This is a genomic window from Sphaerotilus mobilis (assembly GCF_004216565.1).
Lineage (GTDB): Bacteria > Pseudomonadota > Gammaproteobacteria > Burkholderiales > Burkholderiaceae_C > Sphaerotilus > Sphaerotilus mobilis.
On record NZ_SGWV01000008.1, the window covers coordinates 182471 to 199149 of the forward strand.

26 protein-coding genes and 1 tRNA gene are annotated in these 16679 nt (G+C 68.5%); 20 read left to right on the forward strand and 7 right to left on the reverse strand.

The features are described 5' to 3' along the window. Window positions 1-20: 20 nt before the first annotated feature. Both EV685_RS06220 and EV685_RS20915 read right to left on the reverse strand, forming a co-directional pair. A complete protein-coding gene (locus EV685_RS06220; RefSeq protein WP_242615453.1) occupies window positions 21-629 on the reverse strand; it encodes a TetR/AcrR family transcriptional regulator in 609 nt (202 codons plus the stop codon). Next, the gene (locus EV685_RS20915) at window positions 626-1591 is read right to left on the reverse strand and encodes a pseudouridine synthase (protein WP_242615454.1); all 966 of its coding nucleotides are present in this window, start codon (window positions 1589-1591) and stop codon (window positions 626-628) included. Before EV685_RS20915 ends, EV685_RS06220 begins: the two co-directional genes overlap by 4 nt. An 18-nt stretch (window positions 1592-1609) precedes the next feature. Here EV685_RS20915 and EV685_RS20920 point away from each other — a divergent pair, with 18 nt between their 5' ends. Together EV685_RS20920 and EV685_RS06230 are read left to right on the forward strand one after the other, a co-directional pair. Then, entirely contained in the window at window positions 1610-2152 is a 543-nt protein-coding gene (locus EV685_RS20920) for a hypothetical protein (protein ID WP_242615455.1), read from the forward strand. Window positions 2153-2366: 214 nt separating this feature from the next. After that, on the forward strand, window positions 2367-3191 hold the full coding sequence (locus EV685_RS06230; protein ID WP_130481146.1) for an undecaprenyl-diphosphate phosphatase: 825 nt from the start codon (window positions 2367-2369) through the stop codon (window positions 3189-3191). On the opposite strand, the gene trmB is transcribed toward EV685_RS06230, so the two are convergent. From trmB to nadC, 3 genes are all read right to left on the reverse strand, one after another. Next, window positions 3175-3945 carry a tRNA (guanosine(46)-N7)-methyltransferase TrmB gene (trmB, locus tag EV685_RS06235; protein WP_130481147.1) on the reverse strand — a complete coding sequence of 257 codons (771 nt, stop codon included), beginning with the start codon at window positions 3943-3945 and terminating at the stop codon, window positions 3175-3177. The two genes, EV685_RS06230 and trmB, sit on opposite strands and share 17 nt — an antisense overlap. A 56-nt stretch (window positions 3946-4001) precedes the next feature. Further along, window positions 4002-4075: transfer RNA gene (locus tag EV685_RS06240), tRNA-Gly, on the reverse strand. Window positions 4076-4091: 16 nt separating this feature from the next. Next, window positions 4092-4952, reverse strand: coding sequence for a carboxylating nicotinate-nucleotide diphosphorylase (nadC, locus tag EV685_RS06245; RefSeq protein WP_130481148.1), 861 nt, complete (start codon window positions 4950-4952; stop codon window positions 4092-4094). A 180-nt stretch (window positions 4953-5132) separates the two neighbouring features. Here nadC and EV685_RS06250 point away from each other — a divergent pair, with 180 nt between their 5' ends. The 5 genes from EV685_RS06250 to EV685_RS06270 all read left to right on the forward strand — a co-directional run bounded on the left by EV685_RS06250 (window position 5133) and on the right by EV685_RS06270 (window position 9048). Beyond that, window positions 5133-5615, forward strand: coding sequence for a hypothetical protein (locus tag EV685_RS06250; RefSeq protein ID WP_130481149.1), 483 nt, complete (start codon window positions 5133-5135; stop codon window positions 5613-5615). Between the two features lie 494 nt (window positions 5616-6109). Then, window positions 6110-6424, forward strand: coding sequence for a hypothetical protein (locus tag EV685_RS06255; RefSeq protein WP_130481150.1), 315 nt, complete (start codon window positions 6110-6112; stop codon window positions 6422-6424). After that, a complete protein-coding gene (locus tag EV685_RS06260) occupies window positions 6421-6645 on the forward strand; it encodes a hypothetical protein (protein ID WP_130481151.1) in 225 nt (74 codons plus the stop codon). The genes EV685_RS06255 and EV685_RS06260 overlap by 4 nt, the downstream gene beginning before the upstream one ends. 58 nt (window positions 6646-6703) lie before the next feature. Next, window positions 6704-7012: a hypothetical protein gene (locus EV685_RS06265; RefSeq protein WP_130481152.1), complete on the forward strand. Its 309-nt coding sequence runs from the start codon at window positions 6704-6706 to the stop codon at window positions 7010-7012. A 2-nt stretch (window positions 7013-7014) separates the two neighbouring features. Further along, entirely contained in the window at window positions 7015-9048 is a 2034-nt protein-coding gene (locus EV685_RS06270) for a replication endonuclease (RefSeq protein ID WP_130481153.1), read from the forward strand. Between the two features lie 248 nt (window positions 9049-9296). Here the strand turns inward: EV685_RS06270 and EV685_RS20580 are convergent, their stop codons facing one another. Next, window positions 9297-9443: a hypothetical protein gene (locus EV685_RS20580; protein WP_165396727.1), complete on the reverse strand. Its 147-nt coding sequence runs from the start codon at window positions 9441-9443 to the stop codon at window positions 9297-9299. A 14-nt stretch (window positions 9444-9457) separates the two neighbouring features. Between EV685_RS20580 and EV685_RS06275 the strand changes: the two genes are divergently transcribed. The 13 genes from EV685_RS06275 (at window position 9458) to EV685_RS20765 (ending at window position 16318) form a co-directional block, all read left to right on the forward strand. Continuing rightward, window positions 9458-9682, forward strand: a complete 225-nt coding sequence (locus EV685_RS06275) for a hypothetical protein (protein ID WP_130481154.1) — start codon at window positions 9458-9460, stop codon at window positions 9680-9682. Then, a complete protein-coding gene (locus EV685_RS06280; RefSeq protein ID WP_130481155.1) occupies window positions 9682-10170 on the forward strand; it encodes a hypothetical protein in 489 nt (162 codons plus the stop codon). The genes EV685_RS06275 and EV685_RS06280 overlap by 1 nt, the downstream gene beginning before the upstream one ends. Beyond that, window positions 10167-10865, forward strand: a complete 699-nt coding sequence (locus EV685_RS06285) for a hypothetical protein (protein WP_130481156.1) — start codon at window positions 10167-10169, stop codon at window positions 10863-10865. Before EV685_RS06280 ends, EV685_RS06285 begins: the two co-directional genes overlap by 4 nt. A 232-nt stretch (window positions 10866-11097) precedes the next feature. Next, window positions 11098-11925 (forward strand): major capsid protein P2, encoded by an 828-nt coding sequence (locus tag EV685_RS06290; RefSeq protein ID WP_130481157.1) that lies wholly within the window; start codon window positions 11098-11100, stop codon window positions 11923-11925. A 22-nt stretch (window positions 11926-11947) separates the two neighbouring features. Continuing rightward, window positions 11948-12349 (forward strand): hypothetical protein, encoded by a 402-nt coding sequence (locus tag EV685_RS06295; RefSeq protein WP_130481158.1) that lies wholly within the window; start codon window positions 11948-11950, stop codon window positions 12347-12349. A gap of 1 nt (window position 12350) precedes the next feature. Continuing rightward, window positions 12351-12782, forward strand: coding sequence for a hypothetical protein (locus EV685_RS06300; RefSeq protein WP_130481159.1), 432 nt, complete (start codon window positions 12351-12353; stop codon window positions 12780-12782). Further along, entirely contained in the window at window positions 12782-13309 is a 528-nt protein-coding gene (locus tag EV685_RS06305; RefSeq protein WP_130481160.1) for a hypothetical protein, read from the forward strand. Before EV685_RS06300 ends, EV685_RS06305 begins: the two co-directional genes overlap by 1 nt. A 5-nt stretch (window positions 13310-13314) precedes the next feature. Next, entirely contained in the window at window positions 13315-14109 is a 795-nt protein-coding gene (locus EV685_RS06310; RefSeq protein ID WP_130481161.1) for a hypothetical protein, read from the forward strand. After that, window positions 14106-14747 (forward strand): glycoside hydrolase family 24 protein, encoded by a 642-nt coding sequence (locus EV685_RS06315; protein WP_242615456.1) that lies wholly within the window; start codon window positions 14106-14108, stop codon window positions 14745-14747. The genes EV685_RS06310 and EV685_RS06315 overlap by 4 nt, the downstream gene beginning before the upstream one ends. Next, window positions 14744-15172, forward strand: coding sequence for a hypothetical protein (locus tag EV685_RS06320; RefSeq protein WP_130481162.1), 429 nt, complete (start codon window positions 14744-14746; stop codon window positions 15170-15172). The genes EV685_RS06315 and EV685_RS06320 overlap by 4 nt, the downstream gene beginning before the upstream one ends. Window positions 15173-15174: 2 nt before the next feature. Then, on the forward strand, window positions 15175-15339 hold the full coding sequence (locus tag EV685_RS20585; RefSeq protein WP_165396728.1) for a hypothetical protein: 165 nt from the start codon (window positions 15175-15177) through the stop codon (window positions 15337-15339). Beyond that, complete coding sequence (locus tag EV685_RS06325) at window positions 15329-15526, forward strand: hypothetical protein (protein ID WP_130481163.1); 198 nt, start codon at window positions 15329-15331, stop codon at window positions 15524-15526. Before EV685_RS20585 ends, EV685_RS06325 begins: the two co-directional genes overlap by 11 nt. A gap of 189 nt (window positions 15527-15715) precedes the next feature. Beyond that, window positions 15716-16318, forward strand: coding sequence for a hypothetical protein (locus EV685_RS20765; protein WP_207224775.1), 603 nt, complete (start codon window positions 15716-15718; stop codon window positions 16316-16318). Here the strand turns inward: EV685_RS20765 and EV685_RS06335 are convergent. Then, window positions 16308-16673, reverse strand: coding sequence for a hypothetical protein (locus EV685_RS06335; protein WP_130481164.1), 366 nt, complete (start codon window positions 16671-16673; stop codon window positions 16308-16310). The genes EV685_RS20765 and EV685_RS06335 overlap by 11 nt on opposite strands. Window positions 16674-16679: the final 6 nt, after the last annotated feature.

A 16679-nucleotide genomic window follows, 5' to 3' on the forward strand; every position in this document is an offset into this window, starting at 1 on the left:
TCGGCCCGTCGTCCGACGGCTCAGGCCGTCAGACGACGCCCCAGGATGGCCGCCCGCAGCATCGCGGCGACCGCCGGGGCGTCATCGGGCAGGGCGGCGACGCGGTCCTGCTCGATCGCCAGCAGGATCCACTCGGACAACATGCCGATCAGCGCGGCCGCCTCGGCCGCCGGCAACGTCACGCCCTGTGTGTCGGCACTGTGCTGGATCGCTTCTGCCAAGGCGTCCAGGTTGGCGCGGCGGGCACGAAGTCCTTCCGGTCCCAGCGACAGGACCTCCATGAACAGCGCACGCATGAGCAGCGGCCGGGTGGCCAGGTGGCTGAAGTAGCGGCGCACCGCGCGTTCAACCTGCTCGGCCCAGCTCAGGCCTTCCGCATCGTCCAAGCCCAGCTGGCGCCGGCTGGCCTCGCTGGCGCTCTCGTAGAGCGCAATCATGCAGGCCTGCTTGTCGGCGAAGTGCTCGTAGAAGGTCCGCTTGGAGACATGCGCCGCCGCCGCGATGTCGGCGATGGTCGTCTGCGCATAGCCATGGCGCGCCACGCACACCGCCAGCGCCTCCAGCAGCCGGCGGCGGTGGTGCCGACGGCTGTGGAAGGAATCGGCGCGGGAACCGTAAACCTGGGTCAACCGAAGAACTCCTCGCGACGCAGGTAACGCCATTGCCCCGGCGGCAGGTGGCCCAGCACGACGCTGCCGATGCGCACGCGCTTGAGGCCCACCACGGTCAGCCCGACCAGCTCGCACATGCGGCGGATCTGGCGCTTGCGGCCTTCACGCAGCACGAAGCGGAGCTGGTCCTCGTTGGCCCAGCTGACCTTGGCCGGCTTGAGCTTGTGGCCGTCCAGCTCCAGGCCGTGGTTGAGCAAGGCCAGGGCCTGGTCGGACAGCTGGCCGCCGCCTTCCTTGACCACGCGCACGAGGTATTCCTTCTCGATGGTCGAGTCCTCGCCGATCAGCTGGCGGGCGACGCGTCCGTCCTGTGTCAGCACCAGCAGCCCGACCGAATCGATGTCCAGGCGACCGGCCGGTGCCAGGCCGCGCAGCTGGCCCGGATGCCAACGCGTGCCGCTTTTGTCCTCGGCCCATTGGTTCTCGGGCCGCAGCAGGACAACGGCGGGCTCATGGCCGTCCTCGGCCTGACCGCTGACATAGCCGATCGGCTTGTTCAGCAAGATGGTCACCCGCTGGGCCTGCTGCTGGTGCGCGGCGGCATCGACCTCGATGCGGGCATCCGGACCCACGCGCTGACCGAGCACGGCCATCTTGCCGTCGACCCGGACCCAGCCCGCCTCGATCCAGGTATCGGCCTCGCGGCGCGAAGCCAGGCCGAGTGCCGTCATGCGCTTGGACAGGCGCTCGCCGTCGGTGCGCAGGGCCGGTGCGTCTGGCGTTGCGTGCTCGTCCTGAGGCGTCGTGTGGCCGGCCGCGCGCGCCTTGAGGCGTTCCGATGGTCGAACGAAGGGGCGATCGGGGCTGCGATCGTCACGTCGCGCCTGCGGTGCCGGCGTGTCGCGGCCATAGCCGGGGCCGGGTCCGCGGTCGGGCCAGCGGCGTTCCTCGTGTGGCGGCCCGGCGCGACGGTCATCCACGCGTGGGGCAGGGCGGCCGTGCTGACCCTGGGCGAAATGCGGCCCGTGCTGCGGCCCGCGCGGATCGAAGGGGCGGCGATCGTCGCCACGCGGACCGGACGGCGGTCCGCGCCGGTCGTCTCGGTGGTCCGCGCGAGGCGCCGAACGTGGATCGACACGTTGTTCCTGGCGCGGCGGGCCATCGCGTCGATCAACCCGTCGATCGTCATGGCGAGGGGCGCCATGCGGACCTGGGCGTTGCGGATCACGCGGGCCTCGGCCGGGCTCGCCGCGCGGGTCAAAGCGACCATCGGGACGGGCGTCGCGGCGGGGGCTGGCGGGGCCAACCTGACCACCGTGACCAGCGTGACCACTTCTCGGGTCGTGACGTCGGTCGTCGCGCGGGCCCGGTCGAGCGTCCTGGCGCGGATCCTGGCGGGGCGTTCCGAACTGCCCTTGCGCGGACTCGTTGCGCAGCCGGAACGACTCTTCGCGCTCGGCCCGTTCAGCCTGCGCCTCGGCCAGCGTGGGGCGCTGGCGCGCGGCGGCAAGGCCGCGCACCGGCGTGCGACGTGGTCCTGACGGGTTGGCGGGCGACGTGGACGACGACGGCAACCCGGCATCGGGTGATTTCTTCAGCTTGAGCGTGACCATGTGGGCAGGTGCGTGGAGGCGGTCATTCGGCGCGTGTCGACCCCGTGCTAAGGTCTTGTCGCAGTGATCGAGTCAGCCCCGCGGGTCGGGGTTTTTTCATGTCTGGAACGGCTGGCGCCCCGTAGGCGCCGAGGGAGTGCGTGTGGATCTCGTCTTGCTGATCAAGGCTGCGGTGATGGGTGTGGTCGAGGGATTGACCGAGTTTCTGCCCATCTCCAGCACCGGCCACCTGATCCTGGCCGGCTCGCTGCTGGGCTTCACCGACGACAAGAGCAAGGTCTTCGACATCGCGATCCAGACGGGCGCGATTGTCGCCGTGATCCTGGTCTATTGGCAGCGACTGCGTGAGACGGCCGCCGGCCTGGGCTCGCAAGAGCGCTCGCGCCGCTTCGTCATCAACGTGGCCATCGGCTTCTTTCCGGCCGTCGTGCTGGGACTGCTGTTTGGCAAGGCGATCAAGGCTCACCTGTTCACACCGGTGGTCGTGGCCAGCACCTTCATCATCGGCGGGCTGATCATCCTGTGGGCGGAGAAGCGCAGCCAGGCCAGCGTTCGCATCGCCCATGTCGACGACATGCAGCCCCTGGACGCGCTGAAGGTCGGCCTCGTGCAGTGCCTGGCGATGATCCCCGGCACCAGCCGCTCGGGCGCCACCATCATCGGCGGCATGCTGCTGGGCCTGTCGCGCCAGGCGGCGACCGACTTCAGCTTCTTCCTCGCCATTCCGACGCTGATCGGCGCGGGCGCCTACAGCCTCTACAAGGAGCGGGCGCTGCTGTCGATGGCCGACCTGCCGATGTTCTCGGTCGGCCTGCTGTTCTCTTTCCTGTCGGCCTGGCTGTGCGTGCGCTGGCTGCTGCGCTACGTGGCGACCCACAACTTCGTGCCGTTTGCCTGGTACCGCATCGCCTTCGGCATCGTGGTGCTGGTCAGCGCGAGCAGCGGCTGGATCAACTGGTCCGAGTGAGGTCGACAGCGGCGGACACGGCGTCTTCGCGGCGCCGGAACACCAGGTCCCACACACCATGGCCCAGCCGGATGCCGCGCTGTTCGAACTTGGTCAGCGGCCGGTAGTCGGGCCTGGGGGCGTAGCCCACGGCCTCATCCGTGGTGTTGACCAGGCCAGGCTCGGCGGACAACACCGCCAGCATCTGCTCGGCATAGGGCTGCCAGTCGGTGGCGCAGTGAAGGTAGCCGCCGGGCTTGAGCCGTGACACCAGTTTGGCGACGAAGCCCGACTGGATCAGTCGTCGCTTGTTGTGCTTTTTCTTGTGCCAAGGGTCCGGGAAGAACACGTGCACACCGGCCAGCGAGCCTGGCGTCACCATGTGCTCCAGCACCTCGACGGCATCGTGCTGGACGATGCGCAAGTTGCTCAAGCCACGTTCACCGATCAGCTTGAGCAAGGCCCCGACGCCGGGTGTGTGCACCTCGATGCCGATGAAGTCCTCCCCCGGCCGCGCGGCCGCGATCTCGGCGGTGGCACCGCCCATGCCGAAGCCGATCTCGACAATGGTGTCGGCCTGCCGCCCGAAGGTCTGCGCCACGTCCAGCGACTCCGGTCGGTAAGGCACGACGAAGCGCGGGCTCAGATCGGCCAGTGCCTTTTGCTGCCCAGTGCCCATGCGCCCGGCCCGCAACACGAAGCTGCGGATGGCTCGGGCCGGATGCGGCGACGCCTCGGTGGGGTCTGGCGCGGTCGGTTCTTGGTCTGTGTTCATGGCTCGGAAACGACGAAGCCGGCGAGCGCCGGCTTCTGGTGGGATCACGCGAAATCTGGAGCGGGTGAAGGGAATCGAACCCTCGTATGAAGCTTGGGAAGCTGCCGTTCTGCCATTGAACTACACCCGCGTGGCGCGGATTCTAATCAGTCCTCCGCGAACCTCATCGACAGGTCGACGGCGCGCAGATGCTTGGTCAGCGAGCCGACCGAGATGCGGTCGACGCCGGTCTCGGCCAGCGCGCGGATGGTCTCCAGCGTGGCGCCGCCGGAGTACTCGATCAAGGTCTTGCCGCCACAGGCCCGGTGCTCGCGAACCTTCTGCACGGCTAGGCGGATGTCGGGCAAGGAGAAGTCATCGACCAACAGCAGGTCGACGTCCTCGTCCAGCGCAATGCGGGCCTCTTCGAGGTTCTCGGCCTCAGTCATCAGCGGCACCGCCGCACCGAGCGCCCGGGCTTGCTGGATCGCCTGCCGGATGCCACCGGCGGCCGCGATGTGGTTCTCCTTGATGAGGATCCCGTCGTACAGCCCGATCCGGTGGTTCACGCCGCCGCCACAGACGACCGCGTACTTCTGCGCGTTGCGCAGCCCCGGCAAGGTCTTGCGGGTATCGACGATGCGCGTGCCGGTGCCCGCCACGGCGTCGACATAGCGGCGCACCGTGGTCGCCGTGCCCGACAGCGTCTGCAGGAAATTCAAGGCGGTGCGCTCTCCCGTCAACAGCGTACGCGCCGGGCCGGACAGCAGGCAGATGACCTGATCGGCCGCCACCTGCGCACCTTCGGCAACGGTCCACTCGATGCGCACCGGCGATTGCAGCGCCCGGAACACCGCGTTGACCCAAGCCTGTCCGCAAATCACGGCCGTCTCACGCGCGACGATGCGCGCCCGGCCGTGCGTCGCAGGGTCCACCAACTGCGCGGTGACATCACCGGTGCCGATGTCTTCGTTGAGGGCATGGGCCACGATGAAGTCGAGGTCGGCAGGCAGGCGCGGAACAGTCATCGTGCAGCTCGTGGGGATCGCGGTCGAGGGGAGCGCATTTTGCCGCCCAAGGGCCCAACAGCGTGCGTCCGACACAAGCGAAGGCAGATGCCGACCCGCTGATGTTCATCCCTTCGGGGGGTACACCCAAGCGAATGCGGCCGGGCAATGTCCGGGTCTTCATCACTTGGGGGGAGACCCATGCGCCATTTCACCGCTGTCCTTCTGGTCCTGGTCCTTGCAGCGTGTGGGGGAGGGGGTGACGACAGCAGCGGAACCACGAGCACCGGCACGCTGTCGAAGCTGTCGACGCTGGACGGCACGTTCTCTTCGCTCTCAGGTATCGTCACGCCCGACCCGTCGACGACGGGCCAGCGGCTGGACGTCCAAGCATCCGGGCTCTTCACTGGCGACTTCAGGCCCCGTGACGACGAGCTGACGATTCCGTGCGATGCAGAGATCGACGGGCGGGCAATGCCTGGTGTCGCGTGTGCGATCACCTACAAGCTCGTGTCAGGCGAGCCGGGTGATGGGGAATTCTTCGGCACGCTGGCCATCACGGCGCCAGCTCAAGCTGTCGGTCAGCACACGGTCTGCATCACGCTGAGGCCGGCCAGCGTGGCGTCCCGCGCCGACGTGACCACGGCCGGGCCGGCCTGCGCGTCCGTCACCGTCACACCCTGACCACCTGAAGCACCGGCCGAGCCGGTGCCGCCTGTTCCAACGGCCGCGCCGGGCTCACCGTCGCGGCCGCGTCATTTGCGCAGCCGAAATCGGCGACGGCCAGCACCCGGGCCAGCTCGCCGCGCAGACGGGCCAAATTAGCTTGCACCGCTTATGCGGGTTTGGTCGTGGCGCGAGTTGACATAATCAACAGACAGCCCCGCAAGCTGTCCGCTGTGTGAATCGAAATTTCCCCGTATTCATCGGGTAAATCTCGAAACCGGCACTCAGGCAATCACCGCGCGATGCGACATCGACGCAGGCCCTGAATGCGGTAGGCCGGACGCTATCCGAGCCAAGAAATCGTCGCTTCATCAATGCAGATGACGCCGCTGAAATCTGCCCTGTCACGTCGGCCGGGCCTCTGACACCTCGTCTCCTCACCCGTCACCCGGCCGCCGTGGCGCCCTCATGCAAGGGCGCAGGGCAGGACGGGAAGGGGAGCCGGGGAGACCATGCACACCACCACACCGGAGGCGCTAGCCCTCCAAGTCGCGACGCTGCAGGCGCAGCTATCGGCACTCGCCGCGCGGGACGCGACGATCTACGCGGGCGACCGCGTGACCTTCCAGTTCGGCGCTGATCGCGGCGTCTGGCTGTACGCCACGGTCACGGCGCTGACGATGCGCCACGGCGAGCCGTGCGCCGTGCTGGCTGTGGCCGGCGCGGGCCAGCATCTGCACGTCGAGCCGCTGGACGCGCTGCGGCGGGTCTGCGGCGCGTGCCCGGACTGCCAGGCGCTGAACGCGCGGCCGGGATGCGTGGCATGAAGACCATCGACCACGCGACGAGGATGCAAGAGCTGTCGGCGGTGCTGACTCTCACCGGCCGGGTGCTCCCGTATGGGCTGCGGCACGACTGGCCGGATTGCCCGTTCATGGCCATGAATCGATCGATCGACGCCAGGGAGCTGGTTCCGGCGGGTGGGTGCGGCGAAAACAGCGATGACTTTCCGGGCTTTCCTGGGGTCGTGCTGCGGGGTGTGTCGTGAGCGCGCCGGGCATTGCGGCCCTGTTGGATGAGGCGGCGCAGGCGCTGCGGGGCCGGTGATGACCCCCGGCACCTTCCTTCGCCCCGTCAGCCGCACCGGCTTCAGCTACTGCTTCGAGGTCATCCGCGTCTGGCCGCCGCACGAGTGGACCGACTCCGAGACATGGCAATGCCGCCGCTGGGGCGTGGACCGCCAGGGGCGGCCGGTCGATGACGGGAGGGAAGGGCACGGCTACTCGCTCTCCGGCTTGACCGAGGTGGCGCCGAGCGTCTGGCGCGACTTGCGGGACGCGGCCGCGGACGAGGGGCCGACCTACTGGCGTCGGATCCAGCAGGCCGACCAGCCGGGGCAGTTGCCCCTGTTCTGACCATGCCCCTCCGCCCCGACCTCCCCGGCCCCGCGCTGGCCTACACCACCGACTCGGAATGGTCCGCCGGCCTGGTCGACGATCTGCCGACCGCCTGGGCGGCGCGGATGCTGGCCCGGTGGTCTTCCGAGCCGGACCGCCGCGCCCGCAATCTGCGGCTGCTGTCGACTGTCGGCGCCGTCCGGCGGGCGGCCGTGGCCGGCCTCGCCCCGGACGCCGGAGACGGCCAGATCAGGGCCGAGGCTGACGCCAGCGCCCGCGACATGACCCGCCGGCTTGGCCTCGTCCAGCGCATCGCCGCCGGCCGGCTGGCCGACCGCGAGCCGGACCAGCGGGAGCGGCTGCAGATGCTGGGCCAGGTCATCGAAGCCCGACACTGGCTGGACGCGCGCGGCCTGGGCGACCGCTGGCCGGACGGCCGGGGCGTCACGATCACCGGGGCGCTGCGCCGCGTACAGTGCCCGCGCTGGTGGCGCCGCGTGCTGCGCCGGCTGCATGCGCAGGCGTGCGAGGGCACGGCGCGGACCATCGGCCTGGTGCATCGGCACGCCGGCTGCTACGCCAGTGACGACGCCTGCCGCCGTCGACGCGGCCAGGTCGTGCGCAATGAGGCGGCATTGCAGTCGGTGACGGCCGTGAACGAAACCGGCCAGTCCTACACGCTGGCCGAGCTGGCCGCGAAGGGGGCCGCGAACAAGCAGATTCGCCGGCATGAGCTGATGACCCGCATTGCCGGATTCGAGGTCATCGCCCGCGAGTGTTCGCACGGCGCCAGCTTCGTGACTGTCACGTGTCCGAGCCGGATGCACGCCATGCGCAGCAAGCGGACGGGATGGGGCGTTGAGCCGAACCCGGTCTACGACGGCACCCAGCCCGATGAGGCGCAGCGATGGCTGGCTGGCCAGTGGGCCAAGTTCCGTTCCGCAGCAGACCGCCAGGGGCTGGACGTCTATGGTTTCCGGATCGCCGAGCCGCAGCACGACGGGACGCCGCATTGGCACGCCCTGTTGTTCCACCCCGAGCGCGTCGGCGCCGGCACCGGACGCCGGCCGAGTCGTCATGAGGGTGGCTCATCGAGTGAGCTACTCGCGGCGCTGCTGGACCGCTACTTCCTACAGGCCGACAGCCCGACCGAGCCGGGCGCAGCCGCGCACCGCGTGACCATCGAGGCAATCGACTGGAAGCGGGGATCGGCGGCCGGCTACGTCGCGAAGTACGTCAGTAAGAACATCGACGGGAACAACGTCGGGCGCGACCTCTTCGGCAATGACGCCATGGAGTCATCGGCCCGCGTCGAGGCGTGGGCGTCGACGTGGCGCATCCGCCAGTTCCAGCAGATCGGCGGCGCGCCGGTGGGCATCTGGCGCGAGCTGCGCCGGCTGCACCCCGAGCAGGCCGACACCGCGCCGGCCGTGGCGCTGATGCTCGATGCGGTCAACGTCACCGCCAGCGCCGACACGGCCGGCGAGACCGAGGCCGTGCGCCAGTACACCGCCGCGCACGGCTGGGCGACCTACCTGGAACTGCAAGGCGGCGCCCGCGTGCCCCGCCGGCTGCTGCGCGTGCGGCTGCTGCAGGAGCAGACCGGGGAAATCGGCCGCTACGGCGAGCCGACCCCGGCGCGGCCGGTGGGCGTCCAGCACGTCGAGCAGCGCAGCGAGTGGGTGCCTATGCCGATGCTCAAGGCCGGCGGATTTCGTCGCCAGTGGACCGGCCGCGTAGAGGTCGAGTCCGAGCGGTCTACCTGGATCGTCGTCCCGAAGGCGAGGGCGGCCGAGACGATCCAGCGCATGCAGTCCACCCAGCCGAGCGGCGCAGCCGCGCGGCCTTGGAGTCCTGTCAATAACTGTCCGCGCCAGCCAGCGGATGAGGCGCGGATGTTCGCGCCGACCACCACACGTCACCGGCGGCTGGGCCGGTGGCACACATGGAGCACGCGAAATGCGCACCACGACCGAGATTTGCACCGAGACCCAAGACCTGATCGCAGCAGCCAACCGCGCATTCGTGCCGGCGCCGGTCCAGAAGTTGATTGAACTCTTCGCGGAGTTCATGGCCGCGACTGCGGCCGAGCTGGCGGCCATGCAGCCGCAGGCCGCTGAGCAGTCCGCCGACCCCGCCACGACGCCCGGCGGCGCCTGATGGCCGGCGCCCGCGAAAACGAGATCGGGCGCTGCAGGTGCCCCGTCTGCGCATCGCAGGCCGCCGCGCTGCGCGTCAGCACGAAGGCTCTGGCCTACGTGACGTGCAACGCGTGCAACAGCCAGACGTTCGCACGCTCGGATCAGTCCGACACGCGATTGCGGGCGCTGCTGATCGAGCGTGCGGGCTCATCCGGTGAGCCCGCACCACCACCCGCACCCGCACCGGCCGCCGCGCCGGCTGCGGCTGCGCCTTCCACGCCGCCGGCCGAGGCCGGGGGCTTCCGCATCCGATGGGGATGACATGAGCAAGACCACCACCACACCCGAGAAATCCAGCGACATGGCCCGGCGACTCGCTGACGCCGCCGGCCAGGTCCGGCGCCACATCGAGGCCGATCCGCGTCTTCCGCCGGCCTACATCGCCAGCGCCCGCGCCCGCTTGGACGTGCTGCAGACCGAGGCCCGGCGGATGCTGGTCGAGTGCCGCGCATACGAGGCGGCCGCCGTAGCGGCCGAGCTGCGCTGATGGCCGGCCCCGACACCGCAGGGGAGGGCACTGCGGCCCCCTCGTCGCAGGCCCTGGACGCGCTGGAGGCGCAGGCCGTCGCGCTCGATGCGGCCGCGTCACCGCCGGCACCCGGCGCACCCGGCCAGGCCGAGCCGGTGCCGGCGCTGGACACGGCCGCCGAGCTGCTGGGCGTGCTGGAGCTGCTGCGCATGATGGCCGGCCCTGCCATGACCTGGTGGCCAGACTTCGGCCAGGTCTGGTCCGATGCGCAGATCCGCCAGATCGCGCAGGCCGGCGGCGCCGTCATCGACCGGCACGGCTGGGCCGTGGGCGGGCTCATGTCGACCTGGGGCCCGTACCTGGGCCTAGCGGCCGCCACGCTTCCGCCGGCCGCTGCGACCTACGCCGCGATGCGCCAGCACCGCGCCGAGCAGGCCGCCAGGCGATGGGTCGAAGAAGCCGAGCTTCCCGACCAGCCCGAGGACGCCGAGGGCGTGCGGCCGTGAGCGTCAAGAACCGCCCCGCGATTGAGGGCTATATCGGCGCCAGCGGGTCCGGCAAAGGGGTGAGCATCACCCGCCGGCTGGCCGAGCTGGCGCCGGCACGCCTCGTCATCTGGGACCCGCGCGACGAGTACGGCCGCCACGCCCCGGCCACTGGCTCACTTGGTGAGCTGGTGCGCCAGGTACGGGCGGCCGGGCCGTCCGGCCCCGTACGTACGCGCTACGTGCCCGGCGGGGCGCTGGCCCTGGGCGAAGCGTTCGCGCTGGTGTGCTTGCTGGTGTTCGAGGCCGGCGGCCTGGTCTTCGTGGCCGAGGAGCTGTCGGACGTGACCACGGCCAGTCACGCCCCGCCAGCATGGCGAAGGCTCATCACGCAGGGTCGACACAAGGGGCTGCACGTCATCGGCGCGGCGCAGCGCCCCACGCTGATCGACAAGACCTTCCTGGGCAATTGCACGCGGGTCAGGTGCTTCATCTTGGGCTACGACGCCGACCGCCGCGCCATGGCTCGTGAGCTGGACTGCGACGACGCCGCCGTGTCCGCCCTGGGCACGGATGAGCGCGACGGCGGCGGGGTGGCGATCCGCTACCTGGAGCGGGACCGGCGGGCGCGGACCATCGTTCAGGGCCGTATCGACGTGTCGCGCGCCGGCCGCATGACCGAGCGCCAGGTGCCGTACGTGCGAGAGGCGACGTAGCCCCTACGTACAGGCCGGTCGACTTGCGACGTACTGGCCCGGCGGTGCCAACTCCGGCCGGTCATCCACCACCATCCACACAGGAACACCACCATGCAGAAGCACCTGAAAGAGGCTGTCATCACCACCGCCGTGGTTCTCGTCACGATCTTCGTGGCGCGGAAGATCCCCATGGTGAACGGCGTCGTCACCAAGGCCCTGAACGGCTGATCAACCCCAAGGCACACGACCCATGCGCACCATCAAGCTTCCCGCGTTCCAGAACGCCACGGCCAACACGAAGACCACCTTGCGGCTTCCGCTGGGCGTGTGCTACCAGAAGATTTACCTCCGCCTGGGCACCAACGTCGCCAAGGCGGTGATGTCGAACATCGTCTTGCGCTTGAACAACAAGGAGTTCATGCGCTGGAACACGGCCGCCGACATGGACGTGCTCAACGCCTACAAGGGCAACGCGATCAACGCCAGTTTCTTGGTCATCGACTTCACTGAACGCCAGGCGCGCGAAGAGGTGGGTATGACCCTGGGCACCATCGCGGCCACGCAGGAGGCCGGGGTGCAAGATTTCACGCTGGAAATCGACATGGGCAATTTCACGCCGTCCGGCTTCGTGCTGGAGGCGTACGCAGATGTCGAATCGCCCAGCGCGAACAAAATCATTTCCCGCGTCATGGTGCAGCAGAAGACGCTGGCGGCCGCATCCGAGGAAATGATTTACCTACCTTTCGGCCCGCAAGGTTTTCAGCTCAAGCGGCTGATCATCAAGAACACCAACTTGGCGAACGTCCGTGTACGCCGCGATGGCGTCGAGATCTACGAAGCCCTGCCGGTGGCGCTGGCCAATTTCAGACAGCAGGATTTCCGAATGACGCCGCAGGCCGGGTATCACGTCGTTGATTTCATGCCCGACGTGCTGGTGTCCAACGCCTTGAACACGGCTTTCACGCTGGCCGGTGGCAAGGGCGTCCCGGTCCAGAACCTGGACGTGCGCGCCACGGTGACGGGGGCCGACACGCTGACAATCTACGCCGAGGGCTACGCCCTGAACGGCCAGCTCTGAGCCGGGCGGCGCCGCTATGGACATGAGTTTCGAAGACTTCTACGCCGGCAACACCAGCGGCGCCCTTCCGTCCGACTCGATGGCGACCGGAGAGACGGGCTACCTGCCCGACGACATCGCCGAGGCCGCCAAGATGGGCGCCTATTCCAGCGGCGCCCCGGCGACCACCGGCCAGCAGCCGGCCGCCTGGTGGGAATCGCTGGTCATGTACGGCGCCACCCGCATGATCGACAACCGCTACCCGGGCCAGTCGACCGGCACGATGGGCAACACCAGCCCCGGCACGATCGCCGGCCAGAACGGCCGGACCTACACGCAGCAAGGGGGCGCAGTCGCGCCCGCGCAGGCCGGCGGCCTGAAGCTGGGCCTACCGCTGATCCTGGGCGGGCTGCTGCTGGCGTACTTCGTCACCCGGAAGGGCTGACGTGAGCAGCACCACCGACCAGATCGGCGCCCAGCTCCTGCAGCAGTGGGTGTCCGGCGGGGCGGCGCCCAGCGGCGCCGGCACCGCGTCGCGGAACATTTCGAGCGGCGGCGGGTCCGCTGCGGCGGGTGCAGCCGGAGCGATGATGGGCGCGAACCCCTACGGCGCCGCAGCGCAGGCACTTACGGGCGTGGTCGAGAACGGGCCAAGCTCGAAGACAGACCAGATCCAGAACGGCAACAGCCGCAGCGGCGGGCCAACTTTTGCAGTCTCCGTCGTCACAGGGAGATCGCGCGGATCAGCGTCGACGGCCGTCGCACCTGAGCCGGAGGCAAGCAGCTCGGGGGCATCCGGGAAATCAATTCCGGCCTGGGCGTGGGCGGCTGGCGCTGCAGTCGCGGCTGTGCTGGTCATGCTGGCAGTGAGGCGCTGATGGGATTGGGCGGAATTCTTGGGGGACTGCTGGGCGGCGGCGGCGGAAACGGCATTGCGAACAAGCAGACGGAAACCGATAGCCACAACGTCGACTCGCACGACACACACACCAACACATACACGCACGACCAGTCGGGCGACAACAGTCACAACTATTCGTCGAACTACGAATCATTTACCGGCACAGACCCCGGCCTAGCCAATATGTGGCAGATGGGCACCCAGCTCCTACAGGCGCAGGGCGAGGCTCAAGGCGATGCATTCCGCATAGCCGCCACGATGGGCACCGAGGCGATCCGCACGATGGGCGACATGACCGCCAGGTCAGAAGCCAATTCCGCGCAGGTCCGCGCCGACGCGGCCGACGCGCTGGCGCGTGCCCGGTCCGACGTGAACACCGCCCTCAACACCGCCGACGCGGCCGGCGCCAAGGCTGCGGCCACCGTCGCAGGCTCCGGCCGCGCGCTGGCCATTGGCGCGGCCGTCCTGGTCGTGGCCTGGATGATCGTGAAGAAGAAAGCCTGACTGCAATGGAAATCATCAAAGTTTCGCTGAAAGGCAACGAAACCAAAACCTACATGAAGGCCGGGAGATACTTCGAAATAATCGGAAGCACGCACGACGAAATTTCAGAAGTGAACGTTACATTCTATGGCGCAGATGGTCAGATCACTGATGTGTGGAAAAATGCGAAAGCTGGAATCTTTGCAGAACTCGAATACTCATCGTTTCAGATTACGTGTGGCGTAAATTACACGGAACTCAGTGTTCTAGTGATGGAGCGGGGGCGCGGCGGCACGCGGCGCATGGCTGGGCAAGTTACCGTCGATAGCGGCAACATCACAACAACCGATCAACACAAAATCAAGGTTACAAACGGGCAAATCGTTTACGTGTGTCAAGAAAGCGGCGCACAAAGAGTGTCCGGAAAAAACCTTGTATTTCTGCAGCAAGAAACAGGCAATCTAGCCGCAATTGAATACATTGAAATTCAAAGCGATCAGGCCGGCATTTTCTCTTTATACGTGACAAAAAAGAAAATCGGCGGTACAGGCTTTAAATATGGCATAAGTTCGACCAATTCCACCGCTGCAACTCTAGTAGCAATGGCAGGGACTGAGGTTGACTCGAATTTGTACCCGTCTGATTTCGTTGGGCCACTCCCTTCAGGGGGGAGGTATGTACACGAAAAAATTGCGAATTACTACCTGGCAGAAAAGCAATTGATTCGGATCGAGTGCGAAATCTCGCTGTCAACATGCCTTTTGGTCGTCGCTGAAAATGGCCAAAAATTCACGGTGAACGCGAAGGCGTGGTTTTCATGACCCCGCTCACCCTCACGACGGCCGGCTTCCTCGCCGCCGCTGCCCTCTCCAAGACCGCCGACGCCGCCGCGCAGGACACCGGAACCACCGCACTGGATGCGGTCGACGCCTGGGGCGCAGCCTCCGCGATGTGGGACAACTACCGCGCCGGCCAGGACCGCGACAGCACCAACGCCCGCGCGTTCCTGTCGATGATCGCCAGCGCCGAGGGCACGGACCGCGCGCCAGAGCCGTACCGCGTCTGCTACGGCTACCGCCACACCATCCGCGACCTGTCCGACCATCCGGCCGTGTCCGGCGAGTGGCGCGGCGAGCCGCTGGACAAGCTGGGGGCGGCCTACGGCGGACTGGTCAGCACGGCCGCCGGCCGCTACCAGATCATCCGCCCCACCTGGATCGAAGCGCGGAGGGCGCTGCGCCTTCCGGACTTCGGCCCCATCTCGCAGGACATGGCCGCGCTGTGGCTGATCCGGCGGCGCGGCGCCGTCGACGCAATCGCCGAGGGCCGCATTGCCGATGCTGTGGCACTGTGCCGCGCAGAATGGGCCAGCCTGCCCGGCGCCGGCTACGGCCAGCCCGAGCGGCGCCTGTCCGCGCTGCTGGACGCCTACACGGCCGCCGGGGGCGCGCTGTCATGAGGGCGCCGACCGCCGACCAAGCGAAGGGCCTCGCCATCGCGGCGGCGGCCGTGGCCGTGGGCGTCGTCGCCTGGAAAGCATGGCGGGGCATCGCGGCCGGCGCCATCGACCCGACCAGCTCGAACAACCTCGCGCACCGGGGCGTCAACGCCATCGGCGCGACCGTCACCGACAACCCGAACTTCTCGCTGGGCGCGTCCGTGTTCGAGTGGCTCAACCCCGCCACGGTCACGGCAGAGTCGACCGCCGTCCACGGCACCAGCCCGGCCAGGTCGACCACACCGGCCGCCACCGTCTACGACCACGCCGGGCAGATCCGGGGGCCGTCGACGACGGGCCGCCCCGACCCATGGGCCGGCACGCCCTGGGAGGGCGCCACGAACACCACACCAGACGGGACCATCTACGGTCCACAAGGACTATGACCATGAGCAGACTCTTCGAAGCCTCTTCGCTGGCCGGCATCGGCCTGATCGTCAATGCCGCCCCGGCGCTGCTGGCCAGCCGAGGCACCGACCCGATGGCCTGGGGCTCGCTGATCGCGGGCGCGCTGGCGATCGTCAAGCGGGAAGGGGTGCGACATGGCAAGTGATGCGCTGCACCGCCTGGTCATGGCCGTGGTGACGGCTTCGGCCGGCGCCGTCATCGGCTGGTCAGCAAGCGCCCTGACGCTGGCCGGCCGCGTGTCGGCCATCGAAGCGAGCATGGCGCGCATCGAAGCCCACCTGGACCGCCTGGACGAGCGGCAACGCCAGCGTGTCGCGCCGCCTGTCATCTGAGATCGGCCGGCAGGCCCTGGTGACGCTGGCCGCCACGGTCATCGCGGCGGCCGTCATCGGCGCCGTGCCCCCGCTGCGTGCGTGGATCGCGCGCCAGTGGACGGGCCGCTAGGGCTCCACCGTCTGGGGGGTACACCCAAGCGAATGCGGCCGGGCAAGGTCTGACCCTTCATCACTTGGGGGAGACCCATGCGCCATTTCATCGCTGTCCTTCTGGTCCTGGTCCTTGCGGCGTGTGGGGGAGGGGGTGACGACAGCAGCGGCGGCAGCAGCACCGGCAGCACCGGCAGCACCGGCAGCACCGGCAGCACCGGAGGCACCGGCAGCACCGGCAACACCGGCAACACCGGAGGCACCAGCAGCACGGGCGGTACGGGAGGCACCGGCAGCACCGCAGGGGGCAATGGCACGACAGGAACCGACCTGACGGGGATCTTCGCGGAATACGATGGATCGGCCACGCCAGATCCAGCGACCACGACAGACACCATTCGCATTCGCGCATCGACCAAGTTCACCGGGACCTTCTCGCCGGCTTCAGCCGTCATTGACGTTCCGTGCCAGGTCATCATCGACGGCGTAGTGTCTGGGGTGTCGTGCGTGACCGAGTACACCCTGAAGACTGGAACGGCGGGCTCGGGGATCTTCACCGGGTCACTGGCCGTCGACCTCGCGCCAATGCCAGCAGGAGGGCACACCGTCTGTGTGAAGTTGCGCCCTGAGTCGTGGGCAGCTCAGTGGAGCGGCATCAATCACGCCGACAACTGCGCGTCCGTCACCGTCACACCCTGACCACCTGCAGCACCGGCCGAGCCGGTGCCACCTGTTCCAACGGCCGCGCCGGGCTCACCGTCGCGGCCGCGTCGTTTGCGCAGCCGAAATCGGCGACGGCCAGCACGCGGGCCAGCTCGCCGCGCAGGCGGGCGACTTCGCCCCGAAGAATGGCCAGCTCCGTCTGCTGCAGCGCCCGAAAGTTGACGGCCTCACAGGCCGCCGCATCCTGACCCCACCGCGTCAGCCAGTACAAGGCCAGCTCAACCGGGCGCGGCGCCTGGTCGATGTAGCGCCAGCGTTCCACGGTCCTGACCGTGACGTCCAGTGCCTTGGCTATCGCGGCGCTGGACGGCGCGCCGATGTCGTCGAGCATGAGGCC

Excerpts from the sequence above, each read along its gene's own strand:
- trmB (WP_130481147.1), bottom strand. The coding sequence starts at position 3,945 with ATGAACACAGACCAAGAACCGACCGCGCCAGACCCCACCGAGGCGTCG.
- nadC (WP_130481148.1), bottom strand. The coding sequence starts at position 4,952 with ATGACTGTTCCGCGCCTGCCTGCCGACCTCGACTTCATCGTGGCCCAT.
- EV685_RS06250 (WP_130481149.1), top strand. The coding sequence starts at position 5,133 with ATGCGCCATTTCACCGCTGTCCTTCTGGTCCTGGTCCTTGCAGCGTGT.
- EV685_RS06255 (WP_130481150.1), top strand. The coding sequence starts at position 6,110 with ATGCACACCACCACACCGGAGGCGCTAGCCCTCCAAGTCGCGACGCTG.
- EV685_RS06260 (WP_130481151.1), top strand. The coding sequence starts at position 6,421 with ATGAAGACCATCGACCACGCGACGAGGATGCAAGAGCTGTCGGCGGTG.
- EV685_RS06265 (WP_130481152.1), top strand. The coding sequence starts at position 6,704 with ATGACCCCCGGCACCTTCCTTCGCCCCGTCAGCCGCACCGGCTTCAGC.
- EV685_RS06270 (WP_130481153.1), top strand. The coding sequence starts at position 7,015 with ATGCCCCTCCGCCCCGACCTCCCCGGCCCCGCGCTGGCCTACACCACC.
- EV685_RS20580 (WP_165396727.1), bottom strand. The coding sequence starts at position 9,443 with ATGCGGAAGCCCCCGGCCTCGGCCGGCGGCGTGGAAGGCGCAGCCGCA.
- EV685_RS06275 (WP_130481154.1), top strand. The coding sequence starts at position 9,458 with ATGAGCAAGACCACCACCACACCCGAGAAATCCAGCGACATGGCCCGG.
- EV685_RS06280 (WP_130481155.1), top strand. The coding sequence starts at position 9,682 with ATGGCCGGCCCCGACACCGCAGGGGAGGGCACTGCGGCCCCCTCGTCG.
- EV685_RS06290 (WP_130481157.1), top strand. The coding sequence starts at position 11,098 with ATGCGCACCATCAAGCTTCCCGCGTTCCAGAACGCCACGGCCAACACG.
- EV685_RS06295 (WP_130481158.1), top strand. The coding sequence starts at position 11,948 with ATGAGTTTCGAAGACTTCTACGCCGGCAACACCAGCGGCGCCCTTCCG.
- EV685_RS06305 (WP_130481160.1), top strand. The coding sequence starts at position 12,782 with ATGGGATTGGGCGGAATTCTTGGGGGACTGCTGGGCGGCGGCGGCGGA.
- EV685_RS06310 (WP_130481161.1), top strand. The coding sequence starts at position 13,315 with ATGGAAATCATCAAAGTTTCGCTGAAAGGCAACGAAACCAAAACCTAC.
- EV685_RS06315 (WP_242615456.1), top strand. The coding sequence starts at position 14,106 with ATGACCCCGCTCACCCTCACGACGGCCGGCTTCCTCGCCGCCGCTGCC.
- EV685_RS06320 (WP_130481162.1), top strand. The coding sequence starts at position 14,744 with ATGAGGGCGCCGACCGCCGACCAAGCGAAGGGCCTCGCCATCGCGGCG.
- EV685_RS20585 (WP_165396728.1), top strand. The coding sequence starts at position 15,175 with ATGAGCAGACTCTTCGAAGCCTCTTCGCTGGCCGGCATCGGCCTGATC.
- EV685_RS06325 (WP_130481163.1), top strand. The coding sequence starts at position 15,329 with ATGGCAAGTGATGCGCTGCACCGCCTGGTCATGGCCGTGGTGACGGCT.
- EV685_RS20765 (WP_207224775.1), top strand. The coding sequence starts at position 15,716 with ATGCGCCATTTCATCGCTGTCCTTCTGGTCCTGGTCCTTGCGGCGTGT.
- EV685_RS06335 (WP_130481164.1), bottom strand. The coding sequence starts at position 16,673 with ATGCTCGACGACATCGGCGCGCCGTCCAGCGCCGCGATAGCCAAGGCA.